28 protein-coding genes and 1 tRNA gene are annotated in these 26768 nt (G+C 58.4%); 21 read left to right on the forward strand and 8 right to left on the reverse strand.

From position 1 onward, the window contains the following. Positions 1-547 precede the first annotated feature (547 nt). From rpoE to KGB24_RS15265, 4 genes are all read left to right on the forward strand, one after another. Positions 548-1129, forward strand: a complete 582-nt coding sequence (gene rpoE, locus KGB24_RS15250) for an RNA polymerase sigma factor RpoE (protein ID WP_007944079.1) — start codon at positions 548-550, stop codon at positions 1127-1129. A gap of 30 nt (positions 1130-1159) precedes the next feature. Beyond that, complete coding sequence (locus KGB24_RS15255) at positions 1160-1747, forward strand: sigma-E factor negative regulatory protein (RefSeq protein ID WP_223415212.1); 588 nt, start codon at positions 1160-1162, stop codon at positions 1745-1747. An 8-nt stretch (positions 1748-1755) separates the two neighbouring features. Then, positions 1756-2712, forward strand: a complete 957-nt coding sequence (locus KGB24_RS15260) for a MucB/RseB C-terminal domain-containing protein (RefSeq protein ID WP_223415211.1) — start codon at positions 1756-1758, stop codon at positions 2710-2712. 181 nt (positions 2713-2893) lie between these two features. Continuing rightward, the gene (locus KGB24_RS15265; RefSeq protein WP_223415210.1) at positions 2894-4324 is read left to right on the forward strand and encodes a DegQ family serine endoprotease; all 1431 of its coding nucleotides are present in this window, start codon (positions 2894-2896) and stop codon (positions 4322-4324) included. A 66-nt stretch (positions 4325-4390) separates the two neighbouring features. Here the strand turns inward: KGB24_RS15265 and KGB24_RS15270 are convergent, their stop codons facing one another. Beyond that, a complete protein-coding gene (locus tag KGB24_RS15270; protein WP_008034920.1) occupies positions 4391-5824 on the reverse strand; it encodes a M48 family metalloprotease in 1434 nt (477 codons plus the stop codon). Between the two features lie 98 nt (positions 5825-5922). Here KGB24_RS15270 and KGB24_RS15275 point away from each other — a divergent pair, with 98 nt between their 5' ends. Further along, positions 5923-6162, forward strand: a complete 240-nt coding sequence (locus KGB24_RS15275) for a sulfurtransferase TusA family protein (protein ID WP_008034921.1) — start codon at positions 5923-5925, stop codon at positions 6160-6162. Positions 6163-6193: 31 nt separating this feature from the next. Next, positions 6194-7264 carry an AI-2E family transporter gene (locus KGB24_RS15280; protein ID WP_008034923.1) on the forward strand — a complete coding sequence of 357 codons (1071 nt, stop codon included), beginning with the start codon at positions 6194-6196 and terminating at the stop codon, positions 7262-7264. A gap of 137 nt (positions 7265-7401) precedes the next feature. Here the strand turns inward: KGB24_RS15280 and KGB24_RS15285 are convergent, their stop codons facing one another. After that, the gene (locus KGB24_RS15285) at positions 7402-7875 is read right to left on the reverse strand and encodes a peroxiredoxin (protein WP_223415209.1); all 474 of its coding nucleotides are present in this window, start codon (positions 7873-7875) and stop codon (positions 7402-7404) included. Between the two features lie 10 nt (positions 7876-7885). Next, entirely contained in the window at positions 7886-8446 is a 561-nt protein-coding gene (locus tag KGB24_RS15290; protein WP_008034925.1) for a glycine cleavage system protein R, read from the reverse strand. A gap of 329 nt (positions 8447-8775) precedes the next feature. Here KGB24_RS15290 and dapA point away from each other — a divergent pair, with 329 nt between their 5' ends. The 6 genes from dapA to KGB24_RS15320 all read left to right on the forward strand — a co-directional run bounded on the left by dapA (position 8776) and on the right by KGB24_RS15320 (position 13081). Next, positions 8776-9654: a 4-hydroxy-tetrahydrodipicolinate synthase gene (gene dapA, locus KGB24_RS15295; protein ID WP_008034926.1), complete on the forward strand. Its 879-nt coding sequence runs from the start codon at positions 8776-8778 to the stop codon at positions 9652-9654. Between the two features lie 17 nt (positions 9655-9671). Further along, entirely contained in the window at positions 9672-10787 is a 1116-nt protein-coding gene (gene bamC, locus KGB24_RS15300; RefSeq protein WP_008034927.1) for an outer membrane protein assembly factor BamC, read from the forward strand. A 4-nt stretch (positions 10788-10791) separates the two neighbouring features. Further along, on the forward strand, positions 10792-11550 hold the full coding sequence (locus KGB24_RS15305; protein WP_008034928.1) for an MBL fold metallo-hydrolase: 759 nt from the start codon (positions 10792-10794) through the stop codon (positions 11548-11550). 28 nt (positions 11551-11578) lie between these two features. After that, complete coding sequence (gene purC / locus KGB24_RS15310) at positions 11579-12292, forward strand: phosphoribosylaminoimidazolesuccinocarboxamide synthase (protein WP_008034929.1); 714 nt, start codon at positions 11579-11581, stop codon at positions 12290-12292. An 84-nt stretch (positions 12293-12376) separates the two neighbouring features. Beyond that, a tRNA-Ser gene (locus KGB24_RS15315) sits at positions 12377-12466 on the forward strand. 282 nt (positions 12467-12748) lie between these two features. Beyond that, positions 12749-13081, forward strand: coding sequence for a type II toxin-antitoxin system HicB family antitoxin (locus KGB24_RS15320; RefSeq protein ID WP_223415208.1), 333 nt, complete (start codon positions 12749-12751; stop codon positions 13079-13081). A gap of 103 nt (positions 13082-13184) precedes the next feature. Here KGB24_RS15320 and KGB24_RS15325 read toward each other — a convergent pair whose 3' ends face one another. Next, positions 13185-13391 carry a hypothetical protein gene (locus KGB24_RS15325; RefSeq protein ID WP_223415207.1) on the reverse strand — a complete coding sequence of 69 codons (207 nt, stop codon included), beginning with the start codon at positions 13389-13391 and terminating at the stop codon, positions 13185-13187. Between the two features lie 573 nt (positions 13392-13964). Between KGB24_RS15325 and KGB24_RS15330 the strand changes: the two genes are divergently transcribed. The 3 genes from KGB24_RS15330 to KGB24_RS15340 all read left to right on the forward strand — a co-directional run bounded on the left by KGB24_RS15330 (position 13965) and on the right by KGB24_RS15340 (position 15652). Beyond that, complete coding sequence (locus KGB24_RS15330; protein WP_008034931.1) at positions 13965-14156, forward strand: YegP family protein; 192 nt, start codon at positions 13965-13967, stop codon at positions 14154-14156. A 146-nt stretch (positions 14157-14302) separates the two neighbouring features. Further along, positions 14303-15229, forward strand: coding sequence for a LysR family transcriptional regulator (locus tag KGB24_RS15335; protein WP_223415206.1), 927 nt, complete (start codon positions 14303-14305; stop codon positions 15227-15229). Between the two features lie 57 nt (positions 15230-15286). Next, positions 15287-15652, forward strand: a complete 366-nt coding sequence (locus KGB24_RS15340) for a 5-carboxymethyl-2-hydroxymuconate Delta-isomerase (protein WP_192228700.1) — start codon at positions 15287-15289, stop codon at positions 15650-15652. A 3-nt stretch (positions 15653-15655) separates the two neighbouring features. Here KGB24_RS15340 and KGB24_RS15345 read toward each other — a convergent pair whose 3' ends face one another. From KGB24_RS15345 to KGB24_RS15355, 3 genes are all read right to left on the reverse strand, one after another. Next, positions 15656-16591, reverse strand: a complete 936-nt coding sequence (locus KGB24_RS15345) for a LysR family transcriptional regulator (protein WP_032829211.1) — start codon at positions 16589-16591, stop codon at positions 15656-15658. 105 nt (positions 16592-16696) lie between these two features. Beyond that, complete coding sequence (locus tag KGB24_RS15350; protein WP_223415205.1) at positions 16697-17617, reverse strand: DMT family transporter; 921 nt, start codon at positions 17615-17617, stop codon at positions 16697-16699. Positions 17618-17632: 15 nt separating this feature from the next. Beyond that, the gene (locus tag KGB24_RS15355; protein ID WP_223415204.1) at positions 17633-18817 is read right to left on the reverse strand and encodes a cyanate transporter; all 1185 of its coding nucleotides are present in this window, start codon (positions 18815-18817) and stop codon (positions 17633-17635) included. Positions 18818-19356: 539 nt separating this feature from the next. Between KGB24_RS15355 and KGB24_RS15360 the strand changes: the two genes are divergently transcribed. The 6 genes from KGB24_RS15360 to KGB24_RS15385 all read left to right on the forward strand — a co-directional run bounded on the left by KGB24_RS15360 (position 19357) and on the right by KGB24_RS15385 (position 25893). Next, the gene (locus KGB24_RS15360; protein WP_008034959.1) at positions 19357-20739 is read left to right on the forward strand and encodes a glutamine synthetase family protein; all 1383 of its coding nucleotides are present in this window, start codon (positions 19357-19359) and stop codon (positions 20737-20739) included. 168 nt (positions 20740-20907) lie between these two features. Beyond that, positions 20908-22557: a phosphoethanolamine transferase gene (locus KGB24_RS15365; RefSeq protein ID WP_223415203.1), complete on the forward strand. Its 1650-nt coding sequence runs from the start codon at positions 20908-20910 to the stop codon at positions 22555-22557. Positions 22558-22630: 73 nt separating this feature from the next. After that, on the forward strand, positions 22631-23293 hold the full coding sequence (locus KGB24_RS15370; RefSeq protein WP_223415202.1) for a class I SAM-dependent methyltransferase: 663 nt from the start codon (positions 22631-22633) through the stop codon (positions 23291-23293). A gap of 123 nt (positions 23294-23416) precedes the next feature. Then, entirely contained in the window at positions 23417-24550 is a 1134-nt protein-coding gene (gene rnd / locus KGB24_RS15375) for a ribonuclease D (protein WP_223415201.1), read from the forward strand. Beyond that, on the forward strand, positions 24547-24840 hold the full coding sequence (locus KGB24_RS15380; protein ID WP_192419483.1) for a YcgL domain-containing protein: 294 nt from the start codon (positions 24547-24549) through the stop codon (positions 24838-24840). Before rnd ends, KGB24_RS15380 begins: the two co-directional genes overlap by 4 nt. Before the next feature lie 120 nt (positions 24841-24960). Continuing rightward, entirely contained in the window at positions 24961-25893 is a 933-nt protein-coding gene (locus tag KGB24_RS15385; RefSeq protein ID WP_008034968.1) for a D-2-hydroxyacid dehydrogenase, read from the forward strand. A 143-nt stretch (positions 25894-26036) separates the two neighbouring features. On the opposite strand, the gene KGB24_RS15390 is transcribed toward KGB24_RS15385, so the two are convergent. Continuing rightward, the gene (locus KGB24_RS15390; RefSeq protein WP_008034969.1) at positions 26037-26630 is read right to left on the reverse strand and encodes a nitroreductase family protein; all 594 of its coding nucleotides are present in this window, start codon (positions 26628-26630) and stop codon (positions 26037-26039) included. Positions 26631-26768 lie beyond the last annotated feature (138 nt).

Raw genomic sequence — 26768 nt, forward strand, 5'->3', positions numbered from 1 at the left:
GCTCAAAGCGACCCGGGTCGGGGTTGGCGCATGACTCCCGGAACGGCGAGTCAAGGCGGCCACACAGCGCACTAGTATATAGAGGGGGGGAGCGGCACAATAGCCGAGGTCACATGGCATTGTGAAACTACTGTGACGGAAAAGACTTGACGCTTCGTCGGATGATTTTCCGACCGGTTCGGCGACAAGAAGACTGTATCGTCGATTTAACAGTCTTTTTCCATTCACGGTTGCACAATGTCGGTCTTGCACAGCTATAAATATTTGGAACTTTTGCCAAAGGCCCAAGATCAATAGACCGTTGCCTGAATCAAGGGACAGTGTCGGCTTCAATGCAGGATTGCGGTTTGATCCTTGCCGGCGAATCCGATGACAAGATTATTCGCGCAGCCGGGTTATGCCGAGCTGCGCTTTTCGTGCGTGCCAAATCAGAGCCCGCAGGAAACTTGCTTGGAGGGGGAGAACTTTTGCGAAAAGCCCGAGTCTATGTTTGCAAGTCTGGTCGTTTAGTTATGCAAGCTTCCTCCGAGCTTATCGAGGAGAGTTCATGCTAACCCAGGAAGAGGATCAGCAGCTGGTCGAACGCGTTCAGCGCGGCGACAAGCGAGCTTTCGATCTGCTAGTGCTGAAATACCAGCACAAAATTCTCGGGTTGATCGTGCGTTTCGTGCACGACACCCATGAAGCCCAGGATGTGGCACAAGAAGCCTTTATCAAGGCGTACCGTGCGCTTGGAAATTTTCGCGGGGACAGCGCGTTTTACACGTGGCTTTACCGCATCGCCATCAACACGGCGAAAAACTATCTGGTTTCACGCGGCCGTCGGCCGCCGGATAGCGATGTCAGTTCCGAAGATGCAGAGTTCTACGATGGCGATCATGGCCTCAAGGATCTCGAGTCGCCTGAGCGTGCATTGCTGCGGGATGAGATCGAAGGCACCGTCCATCGAACCATTCAGCAACTGCCGGAAGATTTGCGTACGGCTTTAACTTTACGTGAATTCGATGGTCTGAGTTACGAGGACATTGCGGCAGTCATGCAGTGTCCGGTGGGTACCGTGCGCTCCCGGATTTTCCGCGCTCGGGAGGCCATCGATAAAGCCCTGCAGCCGTTGTTGCAGGAAAACTGAGACAGCGGCGACAGCCAAGAGAGGAACGCCATGAGTCGTGAAGCCCTGCAGGAATCGCTGTCCGCAGTGATGGATAACGAAGCGGACGAACTGGAATTGCGTCGGGTATTGAATGCCTTTGACGATGTTGAAACCCGTGATACATGGGCTCGTTATCAAATCGCTCGGGCAGTGATGCACAAGGATCTGCTGCTTCCACGTCTGGACATTGCAGCGGCCGTTTCTGCTGCGCTGGCTGATGAAGCCGTACCGGCGAAAGTCTCCCGTGGTCCATGGCGCAGCCTGGGTCGCCTCGCTGTAGCCGCTTCGGTTACCGTCGCCGTGTTGGCAGGTGTTCGTCTGTACAACCAGGACGAGATCGCGGGTGTCGAGTTGGCTCAGCACTCCACTCAACCGGGTCTGGCCGTTCCTCAGGTCAAGGGTCCAGCTGTTTTGGCAGGCTATAATGAGAGCTCGGAAGCCACTGGTCCTATGGCCAACGGCGTATTGCAAGCTCAGCCGGGCTGGCACGATCAGCGTTTGCCAGGCTACTTGCGCCAACATGCTCAACAGGCTGCACTGAAAGGTACTGAGAGCGCTCTGCCTTACGCTCGTGCAGCGAGCCTGGAAAACCGTTAAGGAGGATCATGCGCGCCATACCTCTACTTTCGCTTCTGCTTAGTGGCTGGTTCATTGTTCCAGCCCATGCCGATGAGGCACAAGACTGGTTGACCCGTCTTGGCCAGGCCGAGCAGCAGCAAAGCTTTCACGGTACTTTTGTCTACGAGCGAAACGGTAGTTTTTCTACCCACAACATCTGGCACCGCGTCCAGGATGGCAAGGTCCATGAGCGTTTACTCCAGCTCGACGGCCAGGCTCAGGAAGTTGTGCGCATTGATGGGCATACTCAATGCGTCAGCGGCCTTCTGATTGCAGGGCTTGGGGATTCCCCCAACTCCGCTGCTCGTACACTCGATCCACAGAAGCTCAAGAATTGGTACGACCTTGCCGTCATCGGCAAGTCGCGTGTGGCCGGACGTGCGGCAGTCATCGTTACCCTGACGCCTCGCGATCAACATCGCTACGGTTTTGAATTGCATCTGGATAAAGAAACCGGCCTGCCGCTCAAATCATTGCTTTTGAATGAGAAAGGGCAGTTGCTGGAGCGGTTCCAGTTCACGCAGCTGGATACCTCCGATTTGCCCTCCGACGACGATTTGCAGGCAGGCCCGGATTGCAAAGCCATCACCCTCGACAGCGACAAGGCTTCAGCCGTCAAGTCTGCGCAGACGTGGCATTCGGACTGGTTGCCTGCCGGCTTTGAGCTGACCAGCAGCACTTCACGCAAGGATCCCGAGACCAAAACCCAGGTCAGCAGCCTGATGTATGACGATGGTCTCGCACGTTTTTCGGTGTTCCTTGAGCCGCTCAATGGTGCCCCCGTCACCGATACCCGCACTCAGTTGGGCCCAACCGTCGCTGTATCCCGGCGCTTGACCACCCCTCAGGGCGAGATGATGGTCACCGTCGTCGGTGAAATCCCGGTAGGTACCGCTGAACGGATTGCGCTGTCCATGCGCTCCGATGCCACTGCAACCCAGTAGTGAGCTGAAACCGAAATGTTTGGTGAGCATTTCAATTTGCAAATATCCCCGAATTTTTTTATAGGTCAGAGCCCCTCGGCTCTGGCCTTGTTTGTTGTTCCCGGAACAAAAATACCGGCGTATCGTTCCCGGTGTTCCTTGCTCCATATCGCTTAACCATGCTCGTCGTAACGGGAGCCGTATGTCGATACCACGCTTGAAGTCTTACCTCTCCATATTTGCCACCGTGCTGGTGCTCGGTCAGGCGGTCGCTGTACAAGCGGCCGAGTTGCCTGACTTCACGCAGCTGGTCGAGCAGGCCTCGCCCGCGGTGGTAAACATCAGTACCACGCAGAAACTGCCGGACCGCAAAGTGTCGAGCCAGCAGATGCCAGACCTTGAAGGCTTGCCGCCGATGTTGCGCGAGTTCTTCGAGCGCGGCATGCCGCCACAACCGCGTACGCCGCGCGGTGATCGTCAGCGCGAAGCCCAGTCGTTGGGGTCGGGTTTCATCATCTCGTCTGACGGCTACATCCTGACCAACAACCACGTGATCGCCGATGCCGACGAAATTCTCGTCCGTCTCGCTGACCGTAGTGAGCTGAAAGCCAAACTGGTCGGCACCGATCCACGCTCCGACGTGGCGCTGCTGAAAATCGAAGGCAAGGATCTGCCGGTCCTGAAACTGGGTAAATCCCAGGACCTGAAGGCTGGCCAGTGGGTCGTGGCCATCGGCTCGCCATTCGGTTTCGACCACACTGTGACCCAAGGCATCGTCAGTGCCATCGGTCGCAGCCTGCCGAACGAAAACTATGTGCCGTTCATCCAGACTGACGTGCCGATCAACCCGGGTAACTCTGGTGGTCCGCTGTTCAACCTGGCGGGCGAAGTGGTGGGGATCAACTCTCAGATCTACACCCGTTCCGGTGGTTTCATGGGCGTGTCGTTCGCAATCCCGATCGATGTGGCCATGGACGTTTCCAACCAGCTGAAAAGCGGCGGCAAGGTCAGCCGTGGATGGTTGGGCGTCGTGATTCAGGAAGTGAGCAAGGATCTGGCCGAGTCGTTCGGTCTTGATAAACCGGCCGGTGCACTGGTGGCGCAGATCCAGGATGACGGTCCGGCGGCCAAGGGTGGCCTGCAAGTGGGTGACGTGATCCTGAGCATGAACGGTCAACCGATCGTCATGTCTGCCGATCTGCCGCATCTGGTCGGCGCGCTGAAGGCTGGTGCCAAGGCAAACCTCGAAGTGATTCGTGAAGGTAAGCGCCAGAATGTCGAGCTGACGGTCGGCGCCATCCCTGAAGAGGGCAAAGAGCTGGATGCCCTGCCAAAATCGACCACCGAGCGCAGCAGCAATCGTCTGGGTGTTTCCGTGGTCGAGCTGACCGACGAACAGAAGAAAACCTACGACCTCAAAGGTGGCGTGGTGATCAAGGAAGTTCAGGACGGTCCTGCATCCCTGATCGGCTTGCAGCCAGGCGACGTCATCACTCACCTGAACAATCAGGCGATTGGTTCCGCCAAGGAGTTCACCGATATCGCCAAGGCGCTGCCGAAGAACCGCTCGGTATCGATGCGGGTTCTGCGTCAGAATCGCGCCAGCTTCATCACCTTCAAACTGGCTGAATAAACCGGTTGTCGGCTGAATAAAAAACCGCCTCGAAAGAGGCGGTTTTTTTATGCCTGATGAAAAGCCTCAGCCCATCATGTCCTTGATCATGCGCTCCTGCTCCATCAGCTCCCGTTGACGGGCGTCGATACGCGATGACAGCGGGAAGTTGGTCCCGGCCTTGCGCTTGGCGAAGTCCAGTTGCTGAATGGCCTGGCGGTAGTCGCCAACCAGCGCAAAGTACTCGGCGCGCGCCTGATGCAAGCCGATGATGTTGCCTGAAAGGCCACGGGTTTCCGCCACCATGTACCAGACATCCGGATCATCGGGACGGCTTTTGAGCAGGTTCTCCAGCGCTTTTTCCGCTTCGGGCGCCCGGTTTTGCTTGAGCAGCAAATCGACGCGCACCTGATTCAGTGGATAGTTGCCCGGATACTGAGTGAGCATCCGGTCCACCCGGGTTTGGGCGTCCGGCAGGCGATTGTTGGTGATGTCCAGATCGATCTGCGCCAGGTTGTAGATGATCTCGTTCGGCGACTTGGCCAGCAGCAACTTGAGATTTTCCCGTGCTTCGTTCAGTTGGCCGCCCTTTATCTGGGCGATCGCCAGGCCATAACGCGCAACGTCGTTTTTCGGGTTTTCATCCAGCTGTGCGCGGAAGCGTTTGGCGCCCAGGCCTGGGGTTTCTTCGTAAATCAGCTGGACTCGCGCACGGATCAGCTGATAACGCATGCTGTCTTCAATGCCGCCGGGTTTGGCCTGCTCGGCGCGGTTGCGGGTGTCGGCGATACGCGATTCGGTCACCGGGTGAGTCAGCAAGAACTCCGGTGGCTTGGCGTCGAAGCGGTATTGGCGCGCCAACCGCTCGAACATGGTTGGCATCGAGCGTGGGTCGTAACCGGCTTTTTCAAGGTTGAGGATGCCGATACGGTCGGCCTCTTGCTCGTTCTGGCGCGAGAAACGTCGTTGTTCCTGAATCGCTGCCGCCTGCGTGCCCGCAATGGCCGCGATCCCGGCATCGCCGGCACCGGCAGCGGCAATCACGATCCCGGCCAGCAGTGCGGCCATCATCGGCACCTGCATGCGTTGTTGCGCTTCGACACCACGGGCAAAGTGGCGCTGCGACAAGTGAGCCAGTTCGTGAGCGAGTACCGAGGCATATTCGCCTTCGGTCTGTGCATTAAGGAACAAGCCACCGTTGACTCCGACAATCCCGCCCGGCGCCGCAAAGGCGTTGAGCTGCGGGCTGTTGATCAGAATGAACTCCAGACGCCGGTCATTGACCTGGCTGGTCTCAACCAACCGGTAGACGCTGGATTCGACATAGTCCTTGAGTTGCGGGTCATTGAGCTGGTCAACCTGACTGCGCAGCAGCGCCAGCCAGGCGCGGCCCAGCTGATATTCCTGTTGTGGCGAGACGATTGCAGAACTGGCGTCACCGAGTGACGGCAGGTCGTCGGCGAAGCCCGGTGAGGCGAGCAGGCAAGCGAGCGTCAGCAGGGTAGGGCGCAAAAAAGTCATGCACAAAGCCTTAGTCGACAAAGACCTTACTGTAGCCGGACAGTACGCTTCGGACCAGATATTCTAAGCCGCTCGACCACCTGACCCGGAGTAACGCAATGACCGACGCTGTAGCCCATGACGCCGAACTGGACGCCAGCGGCCTGAATTGTCCGTTGCCGCTGCTCAAGGCCAAGATGGAACTCAACAAGATGGCCAGCGGCGCAGTACTCAAGGTGATCGCCACCGATGCGGGTTCGCAGCGCGACTTCCGCACCTTTGCCCGTTTGGCCGGTCATACGCTGCTTCGCGAAGAAGATGAAGCGGGTGTTTACCGCTATTGGCTGAAAAAAGCCTGAAAATTGCTGCGTTCGTTTCTAAGGATTATTGATGTTCAAAGTGTTACGCGACTGGATTCAGCGCTATTTCTCCGATGAAGAAGCGGTGGTGCTGGCGGTCCTGCTGTTTCTGGCGTTTACCGCCGTGCTCACCCTTGGCGGCATGCTTGCGCCGGTGCTCGCCGGGATGGTGCTGGCGTATCTGATGCAGGGATTGGTGGTGACACTTGAGCGCCTGCGGGTGCCGGGCGGGGTGGCCGTCGGAGCGGTCTTTGCCTTGTTCATGGGCGTTTTGCTGGTGTTCATTATTGTCGTGGTGCCGTTGCTCTGGCACCAGTTGATCACCTTGTTCAACGAGTTGCCCGGCATGCTCGCCAAGTGGCAATCACTGTTATTGCTGCTGCCCGAGCGCTATCCGCATCTGGTGTCCGACGAGCAGGTGTTGCAGGCCATCGAGGCGGCACGCGGTGAGATCGGCAAGTTCGGCCAGTGGGCGCTGACGTTCTCGCTGTCCAGCCTGCCGCTGTTGGTCAACATCATGATTTACCTGGTGCTGGTGCCAATCCTGGTGTTCTTCTTTCTCAAGGACCGGGAAATGATCGGCCAGTGGGTTCGCGGTTATCTGCCTCGTGAGCGCGCGCTGATCACCCGTGTTGCCCACGAAATGAACCGGCAGATCGCCAACTACATTCGCGGCAAGGTCATTGAGATTTTCATCTGTGGTGGCGTGACCTACATCGCGTTTGTCGTGTTGGGGCTCAACTACGCGGCACTGTTGGCGTTGCTGGTAGGCGTGTCAGTGGTGGTGCCCTATGTCGGGGCCGTGGTGGTGACCGTGCCGGTGCTGCTGATTGCGTTGTTCCAGTGGGGCTGGAGCGATCAGTTCATCTATTTGATGGCGGTCTACGGAATTATTCAGACGCTGGATGGCAATGTGCTGGTGCCGCTGCTGTTCTCGGAAGCGGTCAACCTGCATCCGGTGGCGATCATCTGCGCGGTGTTGTTGTTTGGCGGGTTATGGGGGTTCTGGGGGGTGTTTTTTGCGATTCCGCTGGCGACGCTGTTCAAGGCCGTGCTGGATGCCTGGCCTCGGAAGGAGCCGGTGGTGGCACCTCTGCTTTAGCGGTCGAACTCTGCGGTGAGGCGCAAGGCCTCATCGCTGGCAAGCCAGCACCTACATTAGGCAGCGTCCGTCTGGACAGCTCGATCAACTGTAGGAGCTGGCTTGCCAGCGAAAGCGTCCGACAGGACGCCAAACAATCAGGCATTGTTCAATGCCTGCGCAGCAGCCAAAACAGCATCCACATGCCCCGGCACCTTCACGCCGCGCCATTCCTGACGCAGCACACCGTTCTTGTCGATCAAAAACGTGCTGCGATCAACACCCATGTATTCCTTGCCATAAAGCTTCTTCAGCTTGATCACATCAAACAGCTGGCACAGCGCCTCTTCCTTGTCGCTGATCAGCTCGAAGGTGAACGCTTGCTTGGCCTTGAAGTTCTCGTGAGATTTCAGGCTGTCGCGGGACACGCCGAAGACTTCGGTGTTAGCCGCTTTAAAGGCATCAAGCTGATCGCGAAAGCCCTGACCCTGGGTCGTGCAGCCTGGCGTGCTGTCCTTCGGATAGAAGTAGATCACCACTTGCTTGCCTTTAAGGCTCGCGAGGCTGACGGTCTGTCCGCTGGTGGCGGGTGCTTCGAAGTCGGCAACCGGTTGGTCGATGGCTACGGCCATGAAAGCTTCCTTACATTGGGTTTTGTGGGCGCCACGGTTCGATCAGGGCATCCAGGTTCAGCGCGTCGGCGAAATCCAGGAACTGGTCGCGCAACCAGCTGATCTGTACGCCAGCCGGCAAGGTCACAGTGAACGTGGCGTTGAGCATGGTCCCGCCGGTTTGCGGCGCCTGATAGGTGTCGCAGGTCAGGTTTTCCAGCTCGACGTTATGGTCCATGAAGAACTGGCACAGCTCGTTGATGATGTCCGAGCGGTAAGCCGAGCTGACATAGGCAACGTACGGCAGGGCCTGGGGACGGTTCTCCAGCGCCGCGCTGCGCACCACGTTGACCGTGAAGGCGTGCTTCTTGGCGAGGCTCGGCAGGCTGCCTTCCAGGCGCGCCAGGGCGTCCCAGCTACCGGAGATCTCGAGGATCAACGCACTGCACTCGCCATGACGGGTCAGGCGAGAGGTGACCACGGCGCAGCGATTTTCATGGCTGGCGCGGCACAGGACGTTAGTCAGCTCCATGGGGTTGGCGCCGAGGGCACTGATGACAAGGAATTGTTCGCGAACTGTGGGGGTGGACATGCAGCATTCCTAAAGCGATGAGCGGTCGATACTTCTACGGGCTTTTATTGCCGGGGGCGAGCCTGCGGATGCGAATTCAGAAAACCCGAGCCGGAAGGTTGCAACGTGCTCCATTAAGGCAAGAGCGAAGGGTGGCAACGCTGGATCGGGGCTTGTGATGCCGAAAATGGAGGCTGAAACCCGGCGTACGAGCTTGTCAGTACCGATCAAAGTCTGAAGGGTAGCGAAAAGCAGCGCCAAGGGGAATGGCAGCAGCGCAGTACTTCGCTTGTACAAGCATCTTGGCGCCAGTACCATTACGGCTCTCTTTTTCCGGCAGGAGCGGTTGCATGATTGCGGGCAGTATGGTGGCACTGGTCACACCCATGGATGCACAGGGTCGTCTCGACTGGGACAGCCTGAGCAAACTGGTGGACTTTCACCTGCAAAACGGCACCCACGCCATCGTGGCGGTCGGCACGACAGGTGAATCGGCCACGCTAGACGTGAACGAACACATCGAAGTGATTCGTTACGTGGTCAAGCAGGTTGCAGGGCGCATTCCGGTGATCGCCGGTACCGGCGCCAACTCGACCCGCGAAGCCATCGAGCTGACCACCAATGCTAAGACCGCCGGCGCCGATGCTTGCCTGCTGGTGACGCCGTACTACAACAAGCCGACCCAGGAAGGCTTGTACCAGCACTTCAAGGCCATCGCCGAAGCCGTCGACATTCCGCAAATCCTGTACAACGTACCGGGCCGTACGGCGTGTGACATGCTGACCGAAACCGTGATCCGCCTGTCGACCGTGAAAAACATCATCGGTATCAAGGAAGCCACTGGCGACCTGGCCCGTGCCAAAGCGATCATCGACGGCGTCAGCGAAGACTTCGTGGTGCTTTCCGGCGACGACGCGACAGCGGTCGAGCTGATCCTGCTCGGCGGTAAAGGCAACATTTCGGTGACCGCCAACGTTGCCCCGCGCGACATGGCCGACCTGTGCAACGCTGCTCTGAAAGGCGATGCCGTCACGGCCCGCGCGATTCACGAAAAGCTGATGCCGCTCAATAAAACCCTGTTTATCGAATCCAACCCTATCCCCGTGAAATGGGCGCTGCATGAAATGGGCTTGATGCCGGACGGTATCCGTCTGCCGCTCACCTGGCTCAGCGCTGCCTGTCACGAACCGCTGCGACAGGCCATGCGCCAGTCCGGCGTACTGGTTTAATTGAGGAAGCACTACGCATGAAGCGATTGGCCGGACTTTCCGCACTTGCCTTGATTATCTCCAGCACCAGTGGCTGCGGATGGGTCTGGGGCCCGGAAGGTTATTTCCGTGACCGTGGTAGCGATTACCTGGAAGCGCAACAGACTGCACCTATGCAATTGCCAACGGACGTCAGCACTGCCAAGCGTCTGGATCCGCTGCTGCCGATCCCGCGCAACGTGGCCGATGACACCGTCAAGGGCGAATACATCGTGCCGCGTCCACAGCCGCTGTCCGCTGCTGCCGATGCCAGTGCCTACTCGCTGCAGAAGAGCGGTGATTCGAGATCGATCCTGGCCCAAAACCCGCCAGCCGAAGTCTGGCCAGTGGCTGTGCAGTTCTTCCAGGACAACGGTTTCCGTCTGGATGAACAGCGCCCGCAAACCGGCGAATTCACCACCACCTGGCAGCATTCCGACGAACTGTCCGCAGCGATGGCCAAGCGCCTGAGCGCAGCCGGTGTCGGCGCCGACAGCGAAACCCGCGTGCGGGTCCGTATCGAGCCAGGCGTGCAGCGCAACACCAGTGAAGTCTATGTGGTCAGCGCCGAGCGTCCTGCCGGCAGCACCGCCGATGTGGCCTTCACCAACCGTTCGGTCAACACTGGCCTGGACGCGGCGCTGGTCGACGACATGCTGGCAAGCATGAGCCGCACGTCGGAGAAGGGCGGTTCGGTCTCCATGCTGGCCTCGCGTGATTTTGATGCGCCAAGCCGTGTCAGCCTGAGCGAAGACGGCAGCGGCAACCCGGTTCTGAACGTCGGCACCGACCTGGATCGTGCCTGGTCGAGCGTCGGTCGTGCGCTGGAGCAGGGCGAATGGCGCGTTGAAGACATCAACCGCAGCCTGGGCCTGTACTACATCAACCTGGCCGAAAAAGCCGAGAAGAAAGACGAGAAGCCTGGTTTCCTCAGCGGTTTGTTCGGCAGCAAGCCGGACAAGGAAGAAGTTGAAGCCCGTGCCGAGCGTTATCAGGTTCGCCTGAGCAAGGTAGGCGATACCGTTCAGGTCACCGTCGAGAAAAACATCAACACCGTGGCGCCGGCTGACGTGGCGCGCAAAGTGTTGAGCGTGATTCAGGACAACCTGGGCTGATCACATGCGTTTTGCCGTTCTCGGCAGCGGTAGCCAAGGGAACGGCACGCTGATAGCCAGCGCTGATACGTATGTGCTGGTGGATTGTGGTTTCTCCTTGCGGGAAACCGAAAAACGCTTGCTGCGCCTGGGTGTGAACCCGGCGCAGTTGAGCGCGATACTCGTGACCCACGAACATGCCGACCACGTGCATGGCGTGGGTTTGCTGTCTCGGCGCTACAATCTGCCTGTCTACCTCAGTCGCGGCACCCTGCGCGGGATGCGCAAACCGATTGAACCGGCTGGCCTTCTGGCTGGCGGCGAGCAACTGCAGATCGGCGCACTGAGCATCGGCGTCATTGCCGTGGCCCACGATGCACAGGAGCCGACGCAATATGTGTTCAGTGACGGTGAGCGGCGCTTCGGCCTGTTGACTGACCTGGGCTCGTACTGCAACAAGGTGCTGGACGGCTATCGTGACCTCGATGCGTTGATGATCGAGGCCAACCATTGCCGTGACATGCTGGCTCGCGGTCACTACCCGTACTTTCTCAAGCAGCGGGTGGGTGGTGAACTGGGACATTTGAACAACCACCAGGCGGCATTCCTGGTGTCCGAGTTGGGCTGGCAAGGCCTGCAACACCTGGTCCTGGCCCATCTGAGCAGCAAGAACAACCTGCCGCAGCTGGCCCGGCAATGTTTTGTCGACACCCTCGGGTGCGACCCGGACTGGCTGCAACTGGCCGATCAAGATTCAGGGCTCGACTGGCGACACATCGCCTAGCCCACCTACTTAGCAAGCGGAGCCCATCATGGAAAAACGTGAAGAACTCTACCGCGGCAAAGCCAAATCGGTTTTCAAGACCGATGACGCTGACCGCTTGATCCTGCTGTTTCGCAACGACACCTCGGCGTTCGACGGCAAGCGCATCGAGCAGCTCGACCGCAAAGGCATGGTGAACAACAAGTTCAACGCCTTCATCATGCAGAAACTCGAAGCAGCCGGCGTGCCGACTCAATTCGACAAACTGCTGGGCGACAACGAATGCCTGGTGAAAAAACTCGACATGATCCCGGTCGAGTGCGTCGTGCGTAACTACGCCGCCGGCAGCCTGGTCAAGCGCCTGGGTGTCGAAGAGGGCATGAAGCTCAACCCTTACACCTTCGAACTGTTCCTGAAGGACGACGCCAAGGGCGACCCGTTCATCAACGAATCCCACGTCGTGGCGTTCGGTTGGGGCACCGCCGAGCAACTGGTTCGCATGAAAGAACTGTCGCTCAAGGTCAACGAAGTCCTGAGCAAACTGTTCGACGACGCCGGCCTGCTGCTGGTCGACTTCAAACTTGAATTCGGCGTGTTCTCCGACGGCTCCATCGTCCTGGGCGACGAGTTCAGCCCGGACGGCTGCCGTCTGTGGGACAAGGCCACCGGCAAGAAAATGGACAAGGACCGCTTCCGTCAGGGCCTCGGTGACGTCATCGAAGCCTACGAAGAAGTCGCCAATCGTCTGGGCGTACCGCTTTAATCGACGCAAGCATCTGATAGCACGGAAAAAATTTCGCTTTGGGGGTTCGCTTCCGGCAAAAGTGTTGTTATGATGCGCGCCGTTGGAGAGATGCCAGAGTGGCCGAATGGGACGGATTCGAAATCCGTTGTACCTTCACCGGTACCTAGGGTTCGAATCCCTATCTCTCCGCCATTACATAGAAAAAGCCCCGTAGCTGAATAAGCTACGGGGCTTTTTCGTTTCTGTAGATTTTTTAGTGCGTTTTTAGGGGGGGCACTTACAAAAGTAAGTACTAGGCGTCGGTATTTACCGGTGGCCGCCTCGTCGACACCTAGACAGCAGATGTACGTTCGTACGCATCTCTCGGATTTTGCCTACAACTGCGCCGAGAGTCCCGCCGATATTCTTGTGGCCGTACAAAAACAGCTGAGTCCCGGATGTGAAAATGCCGCTTGAACAAGCAGGAGTTATTCCGTGAACGTTATGAATTATCAGGGCTACGCCGCCCGGATCGAATACAGCGATGAAGACGGCCTGTTTGTTGGCCACATCGCGGGTATCAAGGATGTCGTTGGGTTTCATGGCGAGTCAGTCAGCGAGCTCCGCGCAGCATTTGAAGAGGCCGTCACAGATTATCTGGAGACGTGTGCCAAGCTCGGCCGCTCCCCGCAAAAACCCTATTCGGGCAACCTCAGCCTGCGTCTCGCACCAGCACTTCACGCAACAGTCGCTGTTAAAGCACAGCTCGCTAACAAGAGCATTAATCAGTGGGTGGCTGATGTTCTTGATCGTGAGGTACATGCCTGACGAGTTCATGCGGTGCTGAGCTCTATTCTGTGCAATTGGGGTGGAGCTTAAAAACAGCCGTGAAGCTGCTCAATCAGAGCAGCTTCGTATTAGCCCGCCAAACTTACGGCTGCGAGTAACCCAGTTTCCTCTTGATCAGCTCGTAGACATCCCTGTGTGTGGAGTTGTGCAAGGTTTTGTCCTTGCAGGCGGATGCCAGTAATGTTTTGACCTCTTCCTTCGCGTGAGGGTAAAGGCCTGCGACGTAGTCGGCTTCATGGGGTTGGGTACAGTTGAAGTGTTTGTCGTCTTTTGCTTTATCTCTAGCCATTGGAGAGGCTCCTTTTGAGTTCGCATGATTGTCGATGGTCAGGGCCTTTTCGCCCCGCACGTCGCAGAGCTTAGGGGCCAAGCCTGATGCCGCCAGGGGCTTGGACAAATCAGGAAGGGGCTGTCAGACGATGCCAGAATATGCTTTTGCACTAAACGAAAAAGCCCTGCAGGCGTAAACCTGCAGGGCTTCTCGGTCAGACTGACCATCTTATTAAGCCCCGTAGCTAAATACGGGGCTTTTTCGTTTCTGGTCGTTTTGTTTTGGCGATTTTGGTGCGAGGTAGCAGAGCCGCAAGTAGTCGCAATGGTCTGGACACCGCAAGGTGTTCAGTTTTTTTGCGTGGGAACCGTCAACGGGCTGAAGTAAGAAAAATAAGCCCGTTCACAAGAAAAGTTACTCAACCACGTAGCTCGAATTACCACCCCTCGTATCTACTGGCTGCCGCCCCAATCAAGGGTTTTCCCTCGAAATATCTCCTGACATTGCAACACCTCTCCGCCCAAAAACCTCATCTACTCTGGTTTCGCAGGTCACTGACCTGCCGTTATCAGTCATCGCAAGGAGCGATCAATGTACTTCGAGATTTACAGGCAAACCCGTGGCACCCCGCACACCGGCAAAGGTCAATGGCGGTGGCGTTTACGGGCGGGGAACAATGAAACGATTGCCAGCGGGGAGGCTTACGTCAACAAGGCGGATTGCGTGCATGCCATCAGCCTGATCAAGGGCACTCAGGATCAGACTCCGGTGAAGGAAATCTAGGCCTCCAGCGGTGAAGCTGCTCAATCAGGGCAGCTTCGTTTCAAGCAGCCTTGCAGCCCGATCAAATGCAAACTGCTTGAGTCGCATAGACGCCCGTTGCGACAGCTACCTAAACTGTCAGCAGATTTGGGGATTGGGGGCAGTGGATGAATCGCAACGAACTACGCAAGGCGGATATCAACCTGATGGTGGTGTTCGAAACCTTGATGCTCGAACGCAACGTTACCCGTGTGGCGGAGAAGTTGTTTCTCGGGCAGCCGACCATCAGTTCGGCGCTCAACCGCCTGCGCACGATGTTCAACGACCCGCTGTTCATTCGGGTTGGCCATCGAATGGAGCCGACCGCCCGGGCCGAGGAGCTGATTCAGTATTTGTCGCCGGCGCTGGACTCGTTGTCGGTGGCGTTAAGCCTGACCCATGATTTCGACCCGACCGTCAGCACCATGACGTTTCGTATCGGGCTGTCGGACGATGTCGAGTTCGGCCTGTTGCCGCCGTTGCTGCGTGCCTTGCGTCAGGAAGCACCGAAGGTGGTGTTTGTAGTGCAGCATGTCGATTACTGGCGAATTCCCGATTTGCTGGCATCCGGCGACATCACGGTGGGTATCAGCCAGACCCGGGGTCTGCCGGCCAATGCCAAGCGCAAATTGTTGCGGCACATCCAGCCCAGGATCCTGCGCGCCGATGCGTCCGACACGCCGCTGACCCTCAATGAATATTGCTCGCGCCCGCACGTGCTGGTGTCTCACACCGCCAACATCAGTGGTTACGCTGACGAGTGGCTGGCGGAGATCGGGCGTACACGCCAGGTAGTGTTATCCGTGCCGCAATACAGTTCCTTGCCAGCCTTGCTCGCCGGAACCGATCTGATCGCCAGCCTGCCGGATTACACCGCCGAGGCGATGGCGGCGTCCGGACAGTTGTTCATGGAGCCTTTTCCGTTCAAGACACCGACGCTTGACCTGTCGATGGTCTGGCTCAGCCACGTCGACACCGACCCCGCCGAGCGCTGGTTGCGCTCGCGACTGGAGGCGTTCATGAGTGAGCGATTAGCGTCGCCGCCGTCCCGGTGAGCAGGACCACTCTGTGTTATATGTACGACCTTTCCGCCTACTTTCAGGAGCCACGTCATGCCCCACCTGCACATGGAGTACACCGCCAACCTGCCTGATTTGAACGCCGACGTGGCGTTGATCCGGCTCAACAATACGCTGGTGGCTTCCGGTCAGTTTGCTGCCGAATACGACATCAAAAGCCGAGCCGTGAAGGTTGAAACCTTCAAGGTCGGTACTGCATTGGCTGAGCGGGCATTTGTGCACGTGAAACTGGCGTTGTTGAGTGGCCGCTCGCCGCAGATCAAAAAGCAGTTATCCGAAAGCCTGCTGGCGGTGGTGCAGGACTTGTGTGAATGGCCGGCGGGGGTTGAGGTGCAGTTGGCTGTAGAAATCCTCGACATTGATCGGGAGTCCTACAGCAAAGTCGCCATCAACAACTGAGTCTCAGGCAGTGGCCTGTTCAGTGCAGGCCCTGACCACTTGTTCACGCAGCCAGGTATTGGCGCTGTCCTGATCGGCGCCTTGACTCCATTGCATATCGAGGGTGAAACCCGGCAAGCCGTTGGGCGCTTCGCAGTGATTGAAAATCGCCTCGCTGGCCAGTAAATGCTGGATGCGTCGGGGCAGGGTAACGATGAAGTCGGTGCCTGTGATCATTTTCAGCGCTGCGCTGTAGCTGTTGGAGCGTGCGACGATTTGCCGTTTTTGCGCTTGCTGCGCCAGCCAGCCGTCGACCATGTTGGTGGTTGATGTCCAGGGTGTAGGAAACACGTGCCGGCGTTCGGTGAAGGCTTGCAGACTTAAACGGGGCTCCAGCGGCGTGGCGCGTTTATCGAAGACGCAGACCAGATCGTCCTCCAGCAACATGCGGGATTTGAAGTCGGTGTGACTGCGATGAAAATTCGGGCCGAAGCAAATCACCAGGTCGAGACTGCCGTCGCGCAGTTCTTCGGCCGGGATGTCGGTTTCGAACTTGTGCATGTTGACCATCACCGGTAAGTCGGCGAAATCAAAGCTTTTCAATAAACGCGGCAGGATTAACTGCTCGAAGTATTCCGGTGCGCAGATGTTGAAGGTGACCGGTTGCAGGGTAGGGTCGAACGCCTGTGCCCCGGCGTGACAGAGGTTGATGCTGTCGAGGATTTTCAGCACGTGGGTGTACATGGTGCTGGCTTTGTAAGTAGGGCGCATCCCCGCGCGGGTGTTGATGAACAATTCGTCTTCGAATCCGCTGCGTAGCTTTTTCAGGCAGTAACTGACGGTGGACTGACTGACGCAGAGTGTTTCGGACACTCCGGTGACGCTGCTTTGTTCATACACGGCGATAAACACCATGAGGTCCTGCATGTCGAGTTTTCTAAGCAAGTTACTGTTCAGCATCCATTCCATCTCGCTGTGATCCTTGCGCTGACTGAGCGCAAACTCGTGCGAATGATCCTAGCGGAACGATGGTCCCAGGAGAATGCCTTGTGGGAAGTTTCCCTTTTAGTTGTGAGGCAGTGCCAAATGCACAGTGCGACGACTGGACATCAATAACGTCAGCATGCCGATGCCTACGAGTACCGCACCGACGATTTCCAGCGGCATCGGCGATTGACGCCACCAGAACCAATGAAACAGCGTGATGAACAACGTACTCAGGTAAATGTACGAAATGACCGAGGAGGGGGCGATGACACCGATGGCCCGGTGCAGCAACCAGAAGGTCGCCAGGGTGGCGAACAACGCCAGGTAAATCAGCCAGTAAAAATCGTTCAGGGTCAGCAACGATGCCGATCGCCAGCCTCCACTGACCCCACAGAACACCAGCAGGAACAACGCACCGAACAGCATGTTCCAGAAGGTCATGCCTACCGGGCCACGACCCTTGAGGCTGCTGGTTTTCAGCCGCTGACTCAGGGGCGAATAGAGCGCCATCGCCAGGCAACCGAGCCCGTACACCGACACCGCATAGAACGACGGCAACTCGCCGGGCCCAGTGCCTTTCAGCACCAGCATCACGGCCCCGGCGGCCGCAATCAACATCGGCAATACCCGTTGTTTCAGGCTGCTGTCCGGCATCAACACGGCTTCGAAAAGCAGGGTCAACAATGGCACCAGCGTGAACATCGTGCCGGTGTTGACCGCACTGGTGTAACGCAACGCTTCGAACAGCGAGCCAAAATAAACCGCCAGCAGCAGGCCGAGGACGGCATGGCCGAATAACCCGCGTCGGTTCATGGCGGTGTCGCCCTTGATCAGCAACAGCGGCAAAAACACCAGTGCGCAAAACAGCAGGCGCAAGCCGGTCAGCAGGACCGGATCAATAGCCTGACTGACCTGTGCCGCTGCGGAAAACGAAGCAGCGATCAACAGTGCCCAGAGCAGCATGCCAGCGTGGGCGGCGGCGAAACCGGTGTGTTTCATGAGGGCGCTTCCGGGTCAGTGAATGTGGCGGGCGTAGTGCCGCGGGTTGAAGCGCAGGACCATCAACATCATCAGCGCCATGACGCCGGTGAGTGACCACCAGGCCCATTCGAAACTGCCGAGTTGATCGCGGATGATCCCGGCAATCAGCGGCGAGAGGCCGGCGATCAGGTAGCCGATGCCTTGGACGAAAGCCGTCAGCCCGCCCGCACGTTGCGGGTTGTCCAGATGATCCAGCGACACGATCAGGCTCATCGGGAACAGTCCGCCGATGCCCAGCCCCAACAGGCACGGCCACAACAGACTCAGGTGTTGCGGGCTCACTATCAGCCCACAGAAACCGGCCATGATCAGCGCCAGCAACACCACCAGCACCAGGCGACGGTCACGGCTGCGGTTGGCGATCGCAGGCGTCACCAGGCCGGACAGTACTTCCATGGCCGTGAGGAAACCTAACAACAAACCGGCGTTTTGTTCGCTCCAGCCTTTCTCCACGTAGTACGGCGCCAGCCAGGCCAGCACACAGGTGTAGGACGCTGTGCCCAGACCAAAGAAGATGGCGAGTAACCAGGCGCGGGAATTGGCGAAGAACGACCTGTTTCGTTGCGCTTGAGCGGGCAGTGCCGGCATCACCGCACGTTGGCCGAGCCAGAAGAGTAGCGCCACCAATGCCAGGATCGACCAGATCGCCAGTCCTCCCCGCCAACTGCCGGTGCGCATCATCACCAGCGGCGCGAAGGACGCGGCAAGGGCGGCGCCACCCATGATCGACGTGACGTAGAGGCCCATGCACACGGAAACGTTGTCGCTGAATCGCGACTTGATCAGCGTCGGCATCAACGCCTGAATCAGCGCGATACCGACACCTGCCAGAACGGCGCTGAGGATCAGTTCGGCCGCGGAGTCGAGGAACAGGCGCGACACCGTCGCCAGTCCGATGATCAGCAACGACACCACCACCGTGCGCTGTTCGCCAAGCCATTGGCTGACGCTGAGGCCGAAGAACATCGCCAATCCCATGGCCATCACCGGCAGCATGGTCAGCAGCGACGCCAGGCTGAAACTCAGCGGGATATCGCCGCGAATCGCCGAGAGCAAAGGGCCGACCGCGGCCATGGATGGGCGCAGGTTCAGCGCGACGAGCATGATGCTGACCATCAACCAGAAGGCAGGGCGAGAAGTGGCTCGGACGTTTTCCATCGATTGGACCTTGAATGACAGGGCCCGATTAGGCGCGAGAGGCCTGGAAGCCGCAAATCAGAAAGTCCGTCGCGGTATTTAAAAATCAAATACCTCTGCCGCAACACAGAACCCTGTAGGAGCGAGACCGGCTTGCCGGCGATAGCAATTTTTCATTCAATATTTATGTTGCCTGACTCTCCGTCATCGCGAGCAGGCTCGCTCCTACAATGGTTTGTGTGGCGGCAGCCACATTGGGTATAGGGTGGCTGGTTGATTGTTTAGCCAACCCACAACCAAAGTTCTTCAAATCCCGATTTAACGACTTAACCAGCCATGTGACGCTGCTGCTCATCTGTCTACTGCGGTCTTCTTTATGGACGATTGTCCAGTCGCACTTCCTTCCGAACTCGCCTTCTGGGCGTTGTGGCATTGCCGTCACGCGCGCCCACCGGATTCCTGCCTTTCCCGTTGATTGTTCCTACAGGTCCTGCGCTGTGCGCCTGGATCAAACCGGCAGCGCCTGCGCGTTTGCCTGACGCGGAAACAAGAGAATTCCTATGAGTTGTGCCACGACCTCCTTCGCCACGAAACAAGAAGCCCTGACTTTTCTGGAACAGAATCCGGATATCGAGATGTTCGAGTTGTTCATCCTCGATAACAACGGTGTGCCACGGGGCAAGTTGTTGCATCGCGATGAACTGCTGGCGGTCTACGAAAGCGGTCGCCCCCTGCCGAGCACCATTCTGGGCCTGACCATCAACGGCGATGACGTGGAAAACTCGGGTCTGGTCTGGGACGTGGGGGATATCGATTGCCGGGCCTACCCGATCAGCGGCAGCCTGACGCGCATGCCATGGCGATTGATTCCGACGGCGGCGGTGCAGGTCAGCATGCACCCGAAGGAGGGCATGCCGGCGACCATCGCCGACCCGCGGCACCTGTTGGCGAAGGTGATCGAAGGCTTGCAGGCAGACGGTTATTACCCGGTGATGGCCGCGGAGCTGGAGTTCTATCTGCTGGATCAGCAGCGCGACAGCAACGGCCGGCCGCAACCGGCGCGGGATGTCGATGGCGGGCGCCCGCGCGCAACTCAAGTCTACGGCTTGCGTGAGCTGGAGCAGATCGAGCCGTTTCTGGCGGATCTCTACAACGCCTGCAAACTCCAGGGCATTCCGGCACGCACGGCGATTTCCGAGTACGCGCCGGGGCAAGTGGAAATCACCCTCGAGCATCGCACCGACGCCTTGCAGGCGATGGACGAAGCCGTGCGCTACAAGCGCCTGGTCAAGGGCGTGGCGCACAAGCACGGGATGACCGCGTGCTTCATGGCCAAACCGTTCGATGACCTGGCCGGCACGGGCATGCATATGCACGTCAGCCTCGCGGACAAGGACGGCAACAACCTGTTCGCCAGCGAAGCCGCAGACGGTACGCCGCTGCTCAAACAGGCGGTTGGCGGGATGCTCAGTACCTTGCTCGATTCGTTGTTGCTGTTCTGTCCGAACGCCAACTCCTACCGTCGCTTCCAGACCAACAGTTACGCGCCGCTGGCGGCCACCTGGGGCGTGGACAATCGCACTGTGAGTCTACGCGTGCCAGGTGGGCCGGCGTTCTCGCGGCACATCGAACATCGCATTTGCGGCGCCGACGCCAACCCGTACCTGGCGGCTGCGGCGATTCTGGCGGGTATCCATCGCGGCATTCGCGAACAACTGGACCCGGGAGCGCCCGTGGAGGGCAATGGTTACGCCCAGGCCACGGAACTGCTGCCCACCGACTGGCTGACCACCTTGCGCGCACTGGAAGGTTCGGGCTGGGCGCGAGAGGCCTTTGGCAGAGAATTTCTGGGTGTTTACCTCGCGGTGAAGCGTGCCGAGTATCGTCAATTCATGGGCGAGGTCGGTGAGCAGGATTGGCGTTGGTACCTGAACCAGGCCTGAACCATTCTCAAATACAACTGAAGATTTAGTTAAACGCCTTAAGCCAACTAATCGTTGGCTTCTTTTTCACAAAAAATTGATGGTTGGCTACTTAAAATTAGTGCTGTCGCGGTCAATGAAATTTTCACATTGACCGACGGCACTTCTTTTCAGGAACAGCCGATTATCATGTGGAAACTCAAAGCCGTTCGCCCCGAGTGGGTGACGTTGATTGCCAGCACCTTTTTATTGACAGGCTTTAATTTGGTGCTCTGGCAACATTTGTTTGAAATCACCGCGTTCGACGGTCAAGGCATCGTCATGCGTGTGGCTTTTGGCTTGATGATTCTGGCTGCTTTCAACATCGTATTGACCCTGTTGGCGTTCCGCCCGCTGTTGAAGCCGGTCTTGACCCTACTCTTCATGATCAGCGCCGGGGTGGCGTATTTCATGGGGCAATACGGTGCACTTATCGACACCGGCATGTTGCGTAACTTTGCGCAAACCAATGCCACGGAAGTGCGTGACTTACTCTCGATAAAGTTACTTGTTTATATTGTTCTGCTCGGGGTTTTACCTTCGTGGTTGTTGTGGAAGACGCCAATTAATTACCGTCGCTGGCACCGTGAGTTGCTCAGTAAAGTACTGGTAAGTGTTGCGTCGATGGCGGTGATCGGTGGCGTCGCACTGGTCAACTATCAGGGCTTGTCCTCACTGTTTCGCAATCACCATGAATTGCGTTTGATGGTGGTCCCGAGTAACTACATCGGCGCCTCGTTCAGCTACCTGCGTGAGCAAGTCGCTTCGGCCCATCAGCCTTTCGTTAAAATCGGTGAGGACGCCGAGAGAAATCCGGCCTGGCAAGCGCACAGCCGCAAATCCCTGACCGTGCTGGTGGTCGGTGAAAGTGCCCGGGCCGAGAATTTCGGTGTGCTGGGTTATAACCGTGACACCACGCCGAAACTGGATAAAGAAGCCGGCCTGATTGCGTTCACCGATGTGCATTCCTGCGGTACTGAAACGGCCGTGTCGGTGCCCTGCATGTTTTCCAACATGGGCCGCAAGGACTACAACGCGAGCAAGGCCAAGAATGAAGAAGGCCTGCTGGATGTGCTCAAGCGTGCAGGCCTGGAGGTGATATGGCGCGATAACCAGTCAGGCTGCAAAGGCACGTGCGACCGCGTCACCCTCGACGATGTCAGTAACCTGAAAGATCCGGTGCTCTGCGCCAATAGTGAATGCCGCGATGAAATTCTCCTGCAAGGTTTGCAGCACTTCATCGACACCCTGGATAAAGACACGGTGTTGGTGTTGCACCAGATGGGCAGTCATGGCCCGGAGTATTTCAAGCGCTACCCGAAAGAGTACGAACGCTTTACGCCGGTGTGTGAAAGTAATGCCCTGAATAATTGCAGTCGCGAAAGTATCGTCAATGGTTACGACAACACCCTCGTTTACACCGACCACGTGCTGTCGACCCTGATCGATCTGTTGCGCAGCAACCAGGACAAAGTTGATACCGCGATGCTCTACCTGTCGGACCACGGCGAATCTCTGGGCGAATACAACCTGTTCCTCCACGGTACGCCTTACATGCTGGCGCCGGAGCAACAGAAGCATGTTGCGATGCTGGCCTGGTTCTCTGACAGCTATCAAAAGTCGTTCTCGGTGGACACACACTGCCTGCAATTGAGCCGTGAGAAGCCGCTGAGCCAGGACAATCTGTTCCATTCGATGCTCGGTCTGCTGGAGGTCAACAGTAAGGTCTACAACCAGGATCTGGACCTGTTTGCAGGCTGCCGTGGTGCGGTGATCGACGGCGTTTTGGCCAAAGAGTGAGGGTGACAACCTTTTTTTCACGTATCGGCCGCTAACCTGCGGCCGGTAGATTTTCCTACAAGAGCAATCACACATGTCCCCTCAACCCCCATCCGCCTTCGAGCTTGAGTTCGCCCGGCGCTATGACCAGGAACACGCCCGCGTCTGCATGCAGCCGCGTCCACGTGGTCTGGCCGGGCGCCTGGCGTTCTGGCGGGACGAGCAGTTGGTGCGCAACGCGCTCAAAGTGGCCGGTGAGCCGGGGTTGATTCTTGACGTCGCTTGCGGGGCCGGACGTTTCTGGCCGGTGCTGGCCGAACACGCGAACCGGGTGATCCTGGCGTCCGATCCGTCGCAGGACATGCTCGATCACGCCCCGATCCATCATCCGCAAGAGCTGTTGAAACGGGTCAAGACCTTTCAGAGTTCGGCATTCGCCATCGGCTTGTCGGCGAATGCGGTGGACTGCATTTTTTGCATGCAACTGTTTCAGCACATCGCCTGCGCCGAGCATCGGTCAGCCATGCTCGGTGAGTTCCACCGGGTCAGCCGCGACACCGTGATTGTCGCGGTGCGGGTCGAAGCTCATTTCAAACGCCGGCAACCCGATGCACAAGGCACTCATGCCCGGCATCTGGCCAGTAAGGCCGAGGTGGAAGCCGAGTTCAAACAGGCCGGATTCCGTTTACTCAGCCATCAGGATTTCCTGCCAGGTTGCACGCAGATGCGCGTCTACGTGCTGCGTAAGGCCAGATAACCTCCCTCCGTCAGACAATTCTTGCTAACAAGCAGGTGTTTTCGCTAAAGCTCTTGTTCAGTGGAGGCGCGGAAATCGCCGGGGGCGATATATACTGCGCGCCATTCTTCAAGGGAGAGCCGTGTGGCCATCGATATTCACTGGATTCGCGACAACGATAGCCTCGGCCGGTTTTGCGCCGAGTGGCAGCAGCTGCCCTACGTTGCCCTCGACACCGAATTCATGCGGGTCGACACCTTTTATCCGATCGCGGGTTTGCTGCAGATCGGCGATGGCGTACGCGCTTACCTGATTGACCCGTTGACCATCGACAACTGGCAACCCCTGGCCGCGTTGCTGGAAAACCCGGCCGTGGTCAAAGTCGTCCATGCGTGCAGCGAAGACCTCGAAGTGCTGTTGCGCCTGACCGGCAGCCTGCCGGCGCCGCTGTTCGACACGCAATTGGCCGCCGCCTACCTGAACCTCGGTTTCTCCATGGGGTATTCGCGGTTGGTGCAGGAAGTGCTCGGCATCGACCTGCCCAAGGGCGAGACCCGTTCCGATTGGCTGCAACGCCCGCTGTCCGAAACCCAGATCAGCTACGCCGCCGAAGACGCCTTGCACCTGGCGGAAGTTTTCGTACAGCTTCGTCCGAAGCTGTCTGACGACAAGTACGCCTGGGTCCTGGAAGACGGCGCCGAGCTGGTGGCCAACCTGCGTCGTGAAGTCGACCCGTACGAGGTTTACCGCGAAGCGAAACTGGCCTGGAAGTTGTCTCGCGCTCAGCTCGCCGTTTTGCGTGAACTCTGCGCCTGGCGTGAACGCGAGGCCCGCGCCCGTGATCTGCCGCGCAATCGCATCATCCGTGAACATTCCCTGTGGCCGCTGGCGCGCACGCAACCGGACAACCTCGGGGCGTTGGCGAAAATCGAAGACATGCACCCGCGTACCGTGCGTCAGGACGGCGAATTTCTGCTTGATCTGATCAAGCGCTCTGGCAGTGTGTCGCCAGATCAATGGCCGCCAGCCGTGCCGGAACCGTTGCCGGTGGATGCTGCCGCACTGATCAAACAGTTGCGTGCACTCGGCCAGGCCGAAGCCGAGCGACTGAACGTTGCGCCGGAACTGATGCTGCGCAAGAAAACCCTGGAAGCGCTGCTCAAGAGCGGCTTCCCCAATGGTCCTTACCAATTGCCTGATTCGCTGCGTGGCTGGCGCCGCGAATTGATGGGCCAGGCGCTGCTCGACAGCCTGGCCACCGCCGGAGAACAGCCTTGAAACGTATTTGCTCCATCTACCGCAGCTCAAAAAGAAACGAAATGTACCTCTATGTGCTCAAGAGCGATGCACTGGAGCGCGTGCCCGAAACACTGATGGCGGCCTTCGGCAAAGCCATCCACGCCTTCGATCTGGTGCTGACCCCCGAGCGCAAGCTGTCGCGCGAGGACATCGCCGTGGTGCTGGAAAACCTCGACAAGCAGGGCTATCACCTGCAAATGCCACCGGCCGAAGACGAATACATCGAACACTTGCCGGAAGAGTTGTTGCGACGCAACGACCCGATGTAGTCGGTAGACAGGCTCTGTTCAGAGCCTTTGTGAAAAACTGGAATGATTTTGGCGATGGCCGCAACGAGGGAGCGATACTCCCTCGGCGGCCGTCTGCACTGCTTTTGAAAGGTTTGAACCATGCGCGTTCTGATTGCTGAACACGACCACCCTGTGTATGCCCAACTGTTGCGTCAGGCAGCACCTGATCTGGAAGTGCTGACCAGCGGTGACTCCGCCGAACTGGCCAGTCAGGCTGCCGATTGCCCGATCTGGCTGGGTCAGCCGGACCTCCTGGCCACCCTGTTGCGTCAGGGCCACCAGCCACAATGGTTGCAGTCGACCTGGGCCGGGATCACGCCGCTGCTGGCCGACGGTTTGCCGCGCCACTATCGCCTGACTCGCGCTGTAGGGATTTTCGGTCAGGTCATGGCTGAATACGTGCTGACCTACATGCTCGGCCACGAACGCGAAGTGCTGCCGCGGCTGGTCAGTCAGGTCGAGCGCAAATGGGACAGCCGTCAGGGCCAAAGCCTGGCGGGGCGCAAGGTCTTGATCGTCGGCACCGGCGATATCGGCCAGACCGTCGCGCAGTTCCTGCTGCCGTTTGGCGTCGAGTTGTATGGCATCGCCAGCGAAGCCCGCGAGCAGGCGCCGTTTGTCGAAGTGGGAGCGCTGGCGGACTTGCCGCGCCTGGTCGGTGAAGTGGATTACGTGATCAATCTGCTGCCGAACACCCCGAGCACCCACGACCTGTACAACGCGGCGCTGTTCAAGCAATTCAAGCCGACCGGGTTGTTCATCAACGTCGGGCGCGGCGTGGCGGTGGTCGATGCGGATCTGGTGGAAGCCTTGAAGGAAGGGCATCTGGCGGGCGCGGTGATCGACGTCTGCCGTCAGGAGCCGCTGCCGCAACGTCATCCATTCTGGACGGCCTGGGGCCTGCTGCTGACCGGCCACAGCTCCGCACCAACGTCGCCGACGATGATGGTGAAGTTGTTTGTCGAGAATTTGCGGGCGTATCAGGCGGGTGAAGCGTTGCGCGGCGAAGTGGATTTCAATCGCGGGTATTGAACCCACTGCTGGACTTGAATGGTGCGCAAATAACTGTGGGAGCGAGCCTGCTCGCGATAGCGGTGTGACAGTCTCCGTAAATATTGACTGACACACCGCTATCGCGAGCAGGCTCGCTCCCACATTTGGTTCTATGTTGTGGCTTAGAGGGTGAAGTCGCCTTCAGCCGCCAACTCGCTCAACGGACGACGCGGGCTCGGCTCTTCACGGGCTTGCAGGTAATCCGCCAGCGTCGCCTTGTCCCCCAGCTTGCCCACCGCCACTGCCGCGTGCAGTGCGTAACCTTCAGGAATGTTCAGCTCCTTGCGGGTCAGCTCCTGATCGAAACCGGCCATGCCGTGAGTGTGCCAGCCGCTGATGCTCGCTTGCAGCGCCAGATGGCCCCAGGCAGAACCGGTGTCGAAGGTGTGCCACAGCGCCGGGGTTTCTTCAGTGGCGCCGGGCGCCGTGAAGGTGGTTTTCGAGATCACGATCACCAGCGCCGAGGCGTGTTGCGCCCAGCTGCGGTTGAACTCGTTCAGCAGGCCCAGGTAACGCTCCCAGTTCGGCGTATCGCGGCGCGCGTAGAGAAACCGCCAAGGCTGCGAGTTGTAGGCCGATGGCGCCCAGCGTGCGGCTTCGAAGAAACTCAGCAGGGTTTCCTCGGAGATGGCCTCGCCGGTGAAGGCGCGGGGCGACCAGCGATCGGTGAATTGAGGGTGGATGGCATAATCGGCAACGCGTGGATTGGCACTCATCAATAGATTCCTTGCTACGTTTGAAAGTGAGGGGCGACGCGAAACCCTACTGGGCAGCGCAAAAACTGACAAGCGCGTTCTACCGGCAGTCGCCAATGCTTGGCCCGCAACGGCCTTGGCACTAGACTGGCGGCCTTT

The organism is Pseudomonas sp. BF-RE-25, assembly GCF_019956105.1.
Classification (GTDB): domain Bacteria; phylum Pseudomonadota; class Gammaproteobacteria; order Pseudomonadales; family Pseudomonadaceae; genus Aquipseudomonas; species Aquipseudomonas migulae.

Excerpts from the sequence above, each read along its gene's own strand:
- rpoE (WP_007944079.1), top strand. The coding sequence starts at position 548 with ATGCTAACCCAGGAAGAGGATCAGCAGCTGGTCGAACGCGTTCAGCGC.
- KGB24_RS15255 (WP_223415212.1), top strand. The coding sequence starts at position 1,160 with ATGAGTCGTGAAGCCCTGCAGGAATCGCTGTCCGCAGTGATGGATAAC.
- KGB24_RS15260 (WP_223415211.1), top strand. The coding sequence starts at position 1,756 with ATGCGCGCCATACCTCTACTTTCGCTTCTGCTTAGTGGCTGGTTCATT.
- KGB24_RS15265 (WP_223415210.1), top strand. The coding sequence starts at position 2,894 with ATGTCGATACCACGCTTGAAGTCTTACCTCTCCATATTTGCCACCGTG.
- KGB24_RS15270 (WP_008034920.1), bottom strand. The coding sequence starts at position 5,824 with ATGACTTTTTTGCGCCCTACCCTGCTGACGCTCGCTTGCCTGCTCGCC.
- KGB24_RS15275 (WP_008034921.1), top strand. The coding sequence starts at position 5,923 with ATGACCGACGCTGTAGCCCATGACGCCGAACTGGACGCCAGCGGCCTG.
- KGB24_RS15280 (WP_008034923.1), top strand. The coding sequence starts at position 6,194 with ATGTTCAAAGTGTTACGCGACTGGATTCAGCGCTATTTCTCCGATGAA.
- KGB24_RS15285 (WP_223415209.1), bottom strand. The coding sequence starts at position 7,875 with ATGGCCGTAGCCATCGACCAACCGGTTGCCGACTTCGAAGCACCCGCC.
- KGB24_RS15290 (WP_008034925.1), bottom strand. The coding sequence starts at position 8,446 with ATGTCCACCCCCACAGTTCGCGAACAATTCCTTGTCATCAGTGCCCTC.
- dapA (WP_008034926.1), top strand. The coding sequence starts at position 8,776 with ATGATTGCGGGCAGTATGGTGGCACTGGTCACACCCATGGATGCACAG.
- bamC (WP_008034927.1), top strand. The coding sequence starts at position 9,672 with ATGAAGCGATTGGCCGGACTTTCCGCACTTGCCTTGATTATCTCCAGC.
- KGB24_RS15305 (WP_008034928.1), top strand. The coding sequence starts at position 10,792 with ATGCGTTTTGCCGTTCTCGGCAGCGGTAGCCAAGGGAACGGCACGCTG.
- purC (WP_008034929.1), top strand. The coding sequence starts at position 11,579 with ATGGAAAAACGTGAAGAACTCTACCGCGGCAAAGCCAAATCGGTTTTC.
- KGB24_RS15325 (WP_223415207.1), bottom strand. The coding sequence starts at position 13,391 with ATGGCTAGAGATAAAGCAAAAGACGACAAACACTTCAACTGTACCCAA.
- KGB24_RS15330 (WP_008034931.1), top strand. The coding sequence starts at position 13,965 with ATGTACTTCGAGATTTACAGGCAAACCCGTGGCACCCCGCACACCGGC.
- KGB24_RS15335 (WP_223415206.1), top strand. The coding sequence starts at position 14,303 with ATGAATCGCAACGAACTACGCAAGGCGGATATCAACCTGATGGTGGTG.
- KGB24_RS15340 (WP_192228700.1), top strand. The coding sequence starts at position 15,287 with ATGCCCCACCTGCACATGGAGTACACCGCCAACCTGCCTGATTTGAAC.
- KGB24_RS15345 (WP_032829211.1), bottom strand. The coding sequence starts at position 16,591 with ATGCTGAACAGTAACTTGCTTAGAAAACTCGACATGCAGGACCTCATG.
- KGB24_RS15350 (WP_223415205.1), bottom strand. The coding sequence starts at position 17,617 with ATGAAACACACCGGTTTCGCCGCCGCCCACGCTGGCATGCTGCTCTGG.
- KGB24_RS15355 (WP_223415204.1), bottom strand. The coding sequence starts at position 18,817 with ATGGAAAACGTCCGAGCCACTTCTCGCCCTGCCTTCTGGTTGATGGTC.
- KGB24_RS15360 (WP_008034959.1), top strand. The coding sequence starts at position 19,357 with ATGAGTTGTGCCACGACCTCCTTCGCCACGAAACAAGAAGCCCTGACT.
- KGB24_RS15365 (WP_223415203.1), top strand. The coding sequence starts at position 20,908 with ATGTGGAAACTCAAAGCCGTTCGCCCCGAGTGGGTGACGTTGATTGCC.
- KGB24_RS15370 (WP_223415202.1), top strand. The coding sequence starts at position 22,631 with ATGTCCCCTCAACCCCCATCCGCCTTCGAGCTTGAGTTCGCCCGGCGC.
- KGB24_RS15385 (WP_008034968.1), top strand. The coding sequence starts at position 24,961 with ATGCGCGTTCTGATTGCTGAACACGACCACCCTGTGTATGCCCAACTG.
- KGB24_RS15390 (WP_008034969.1), bottom strand. The coding sequence starts at position 26,630 with ATGAGTGCCAATCCACGCGTTGCCGATTATGCCATCCACCCTCAATTC.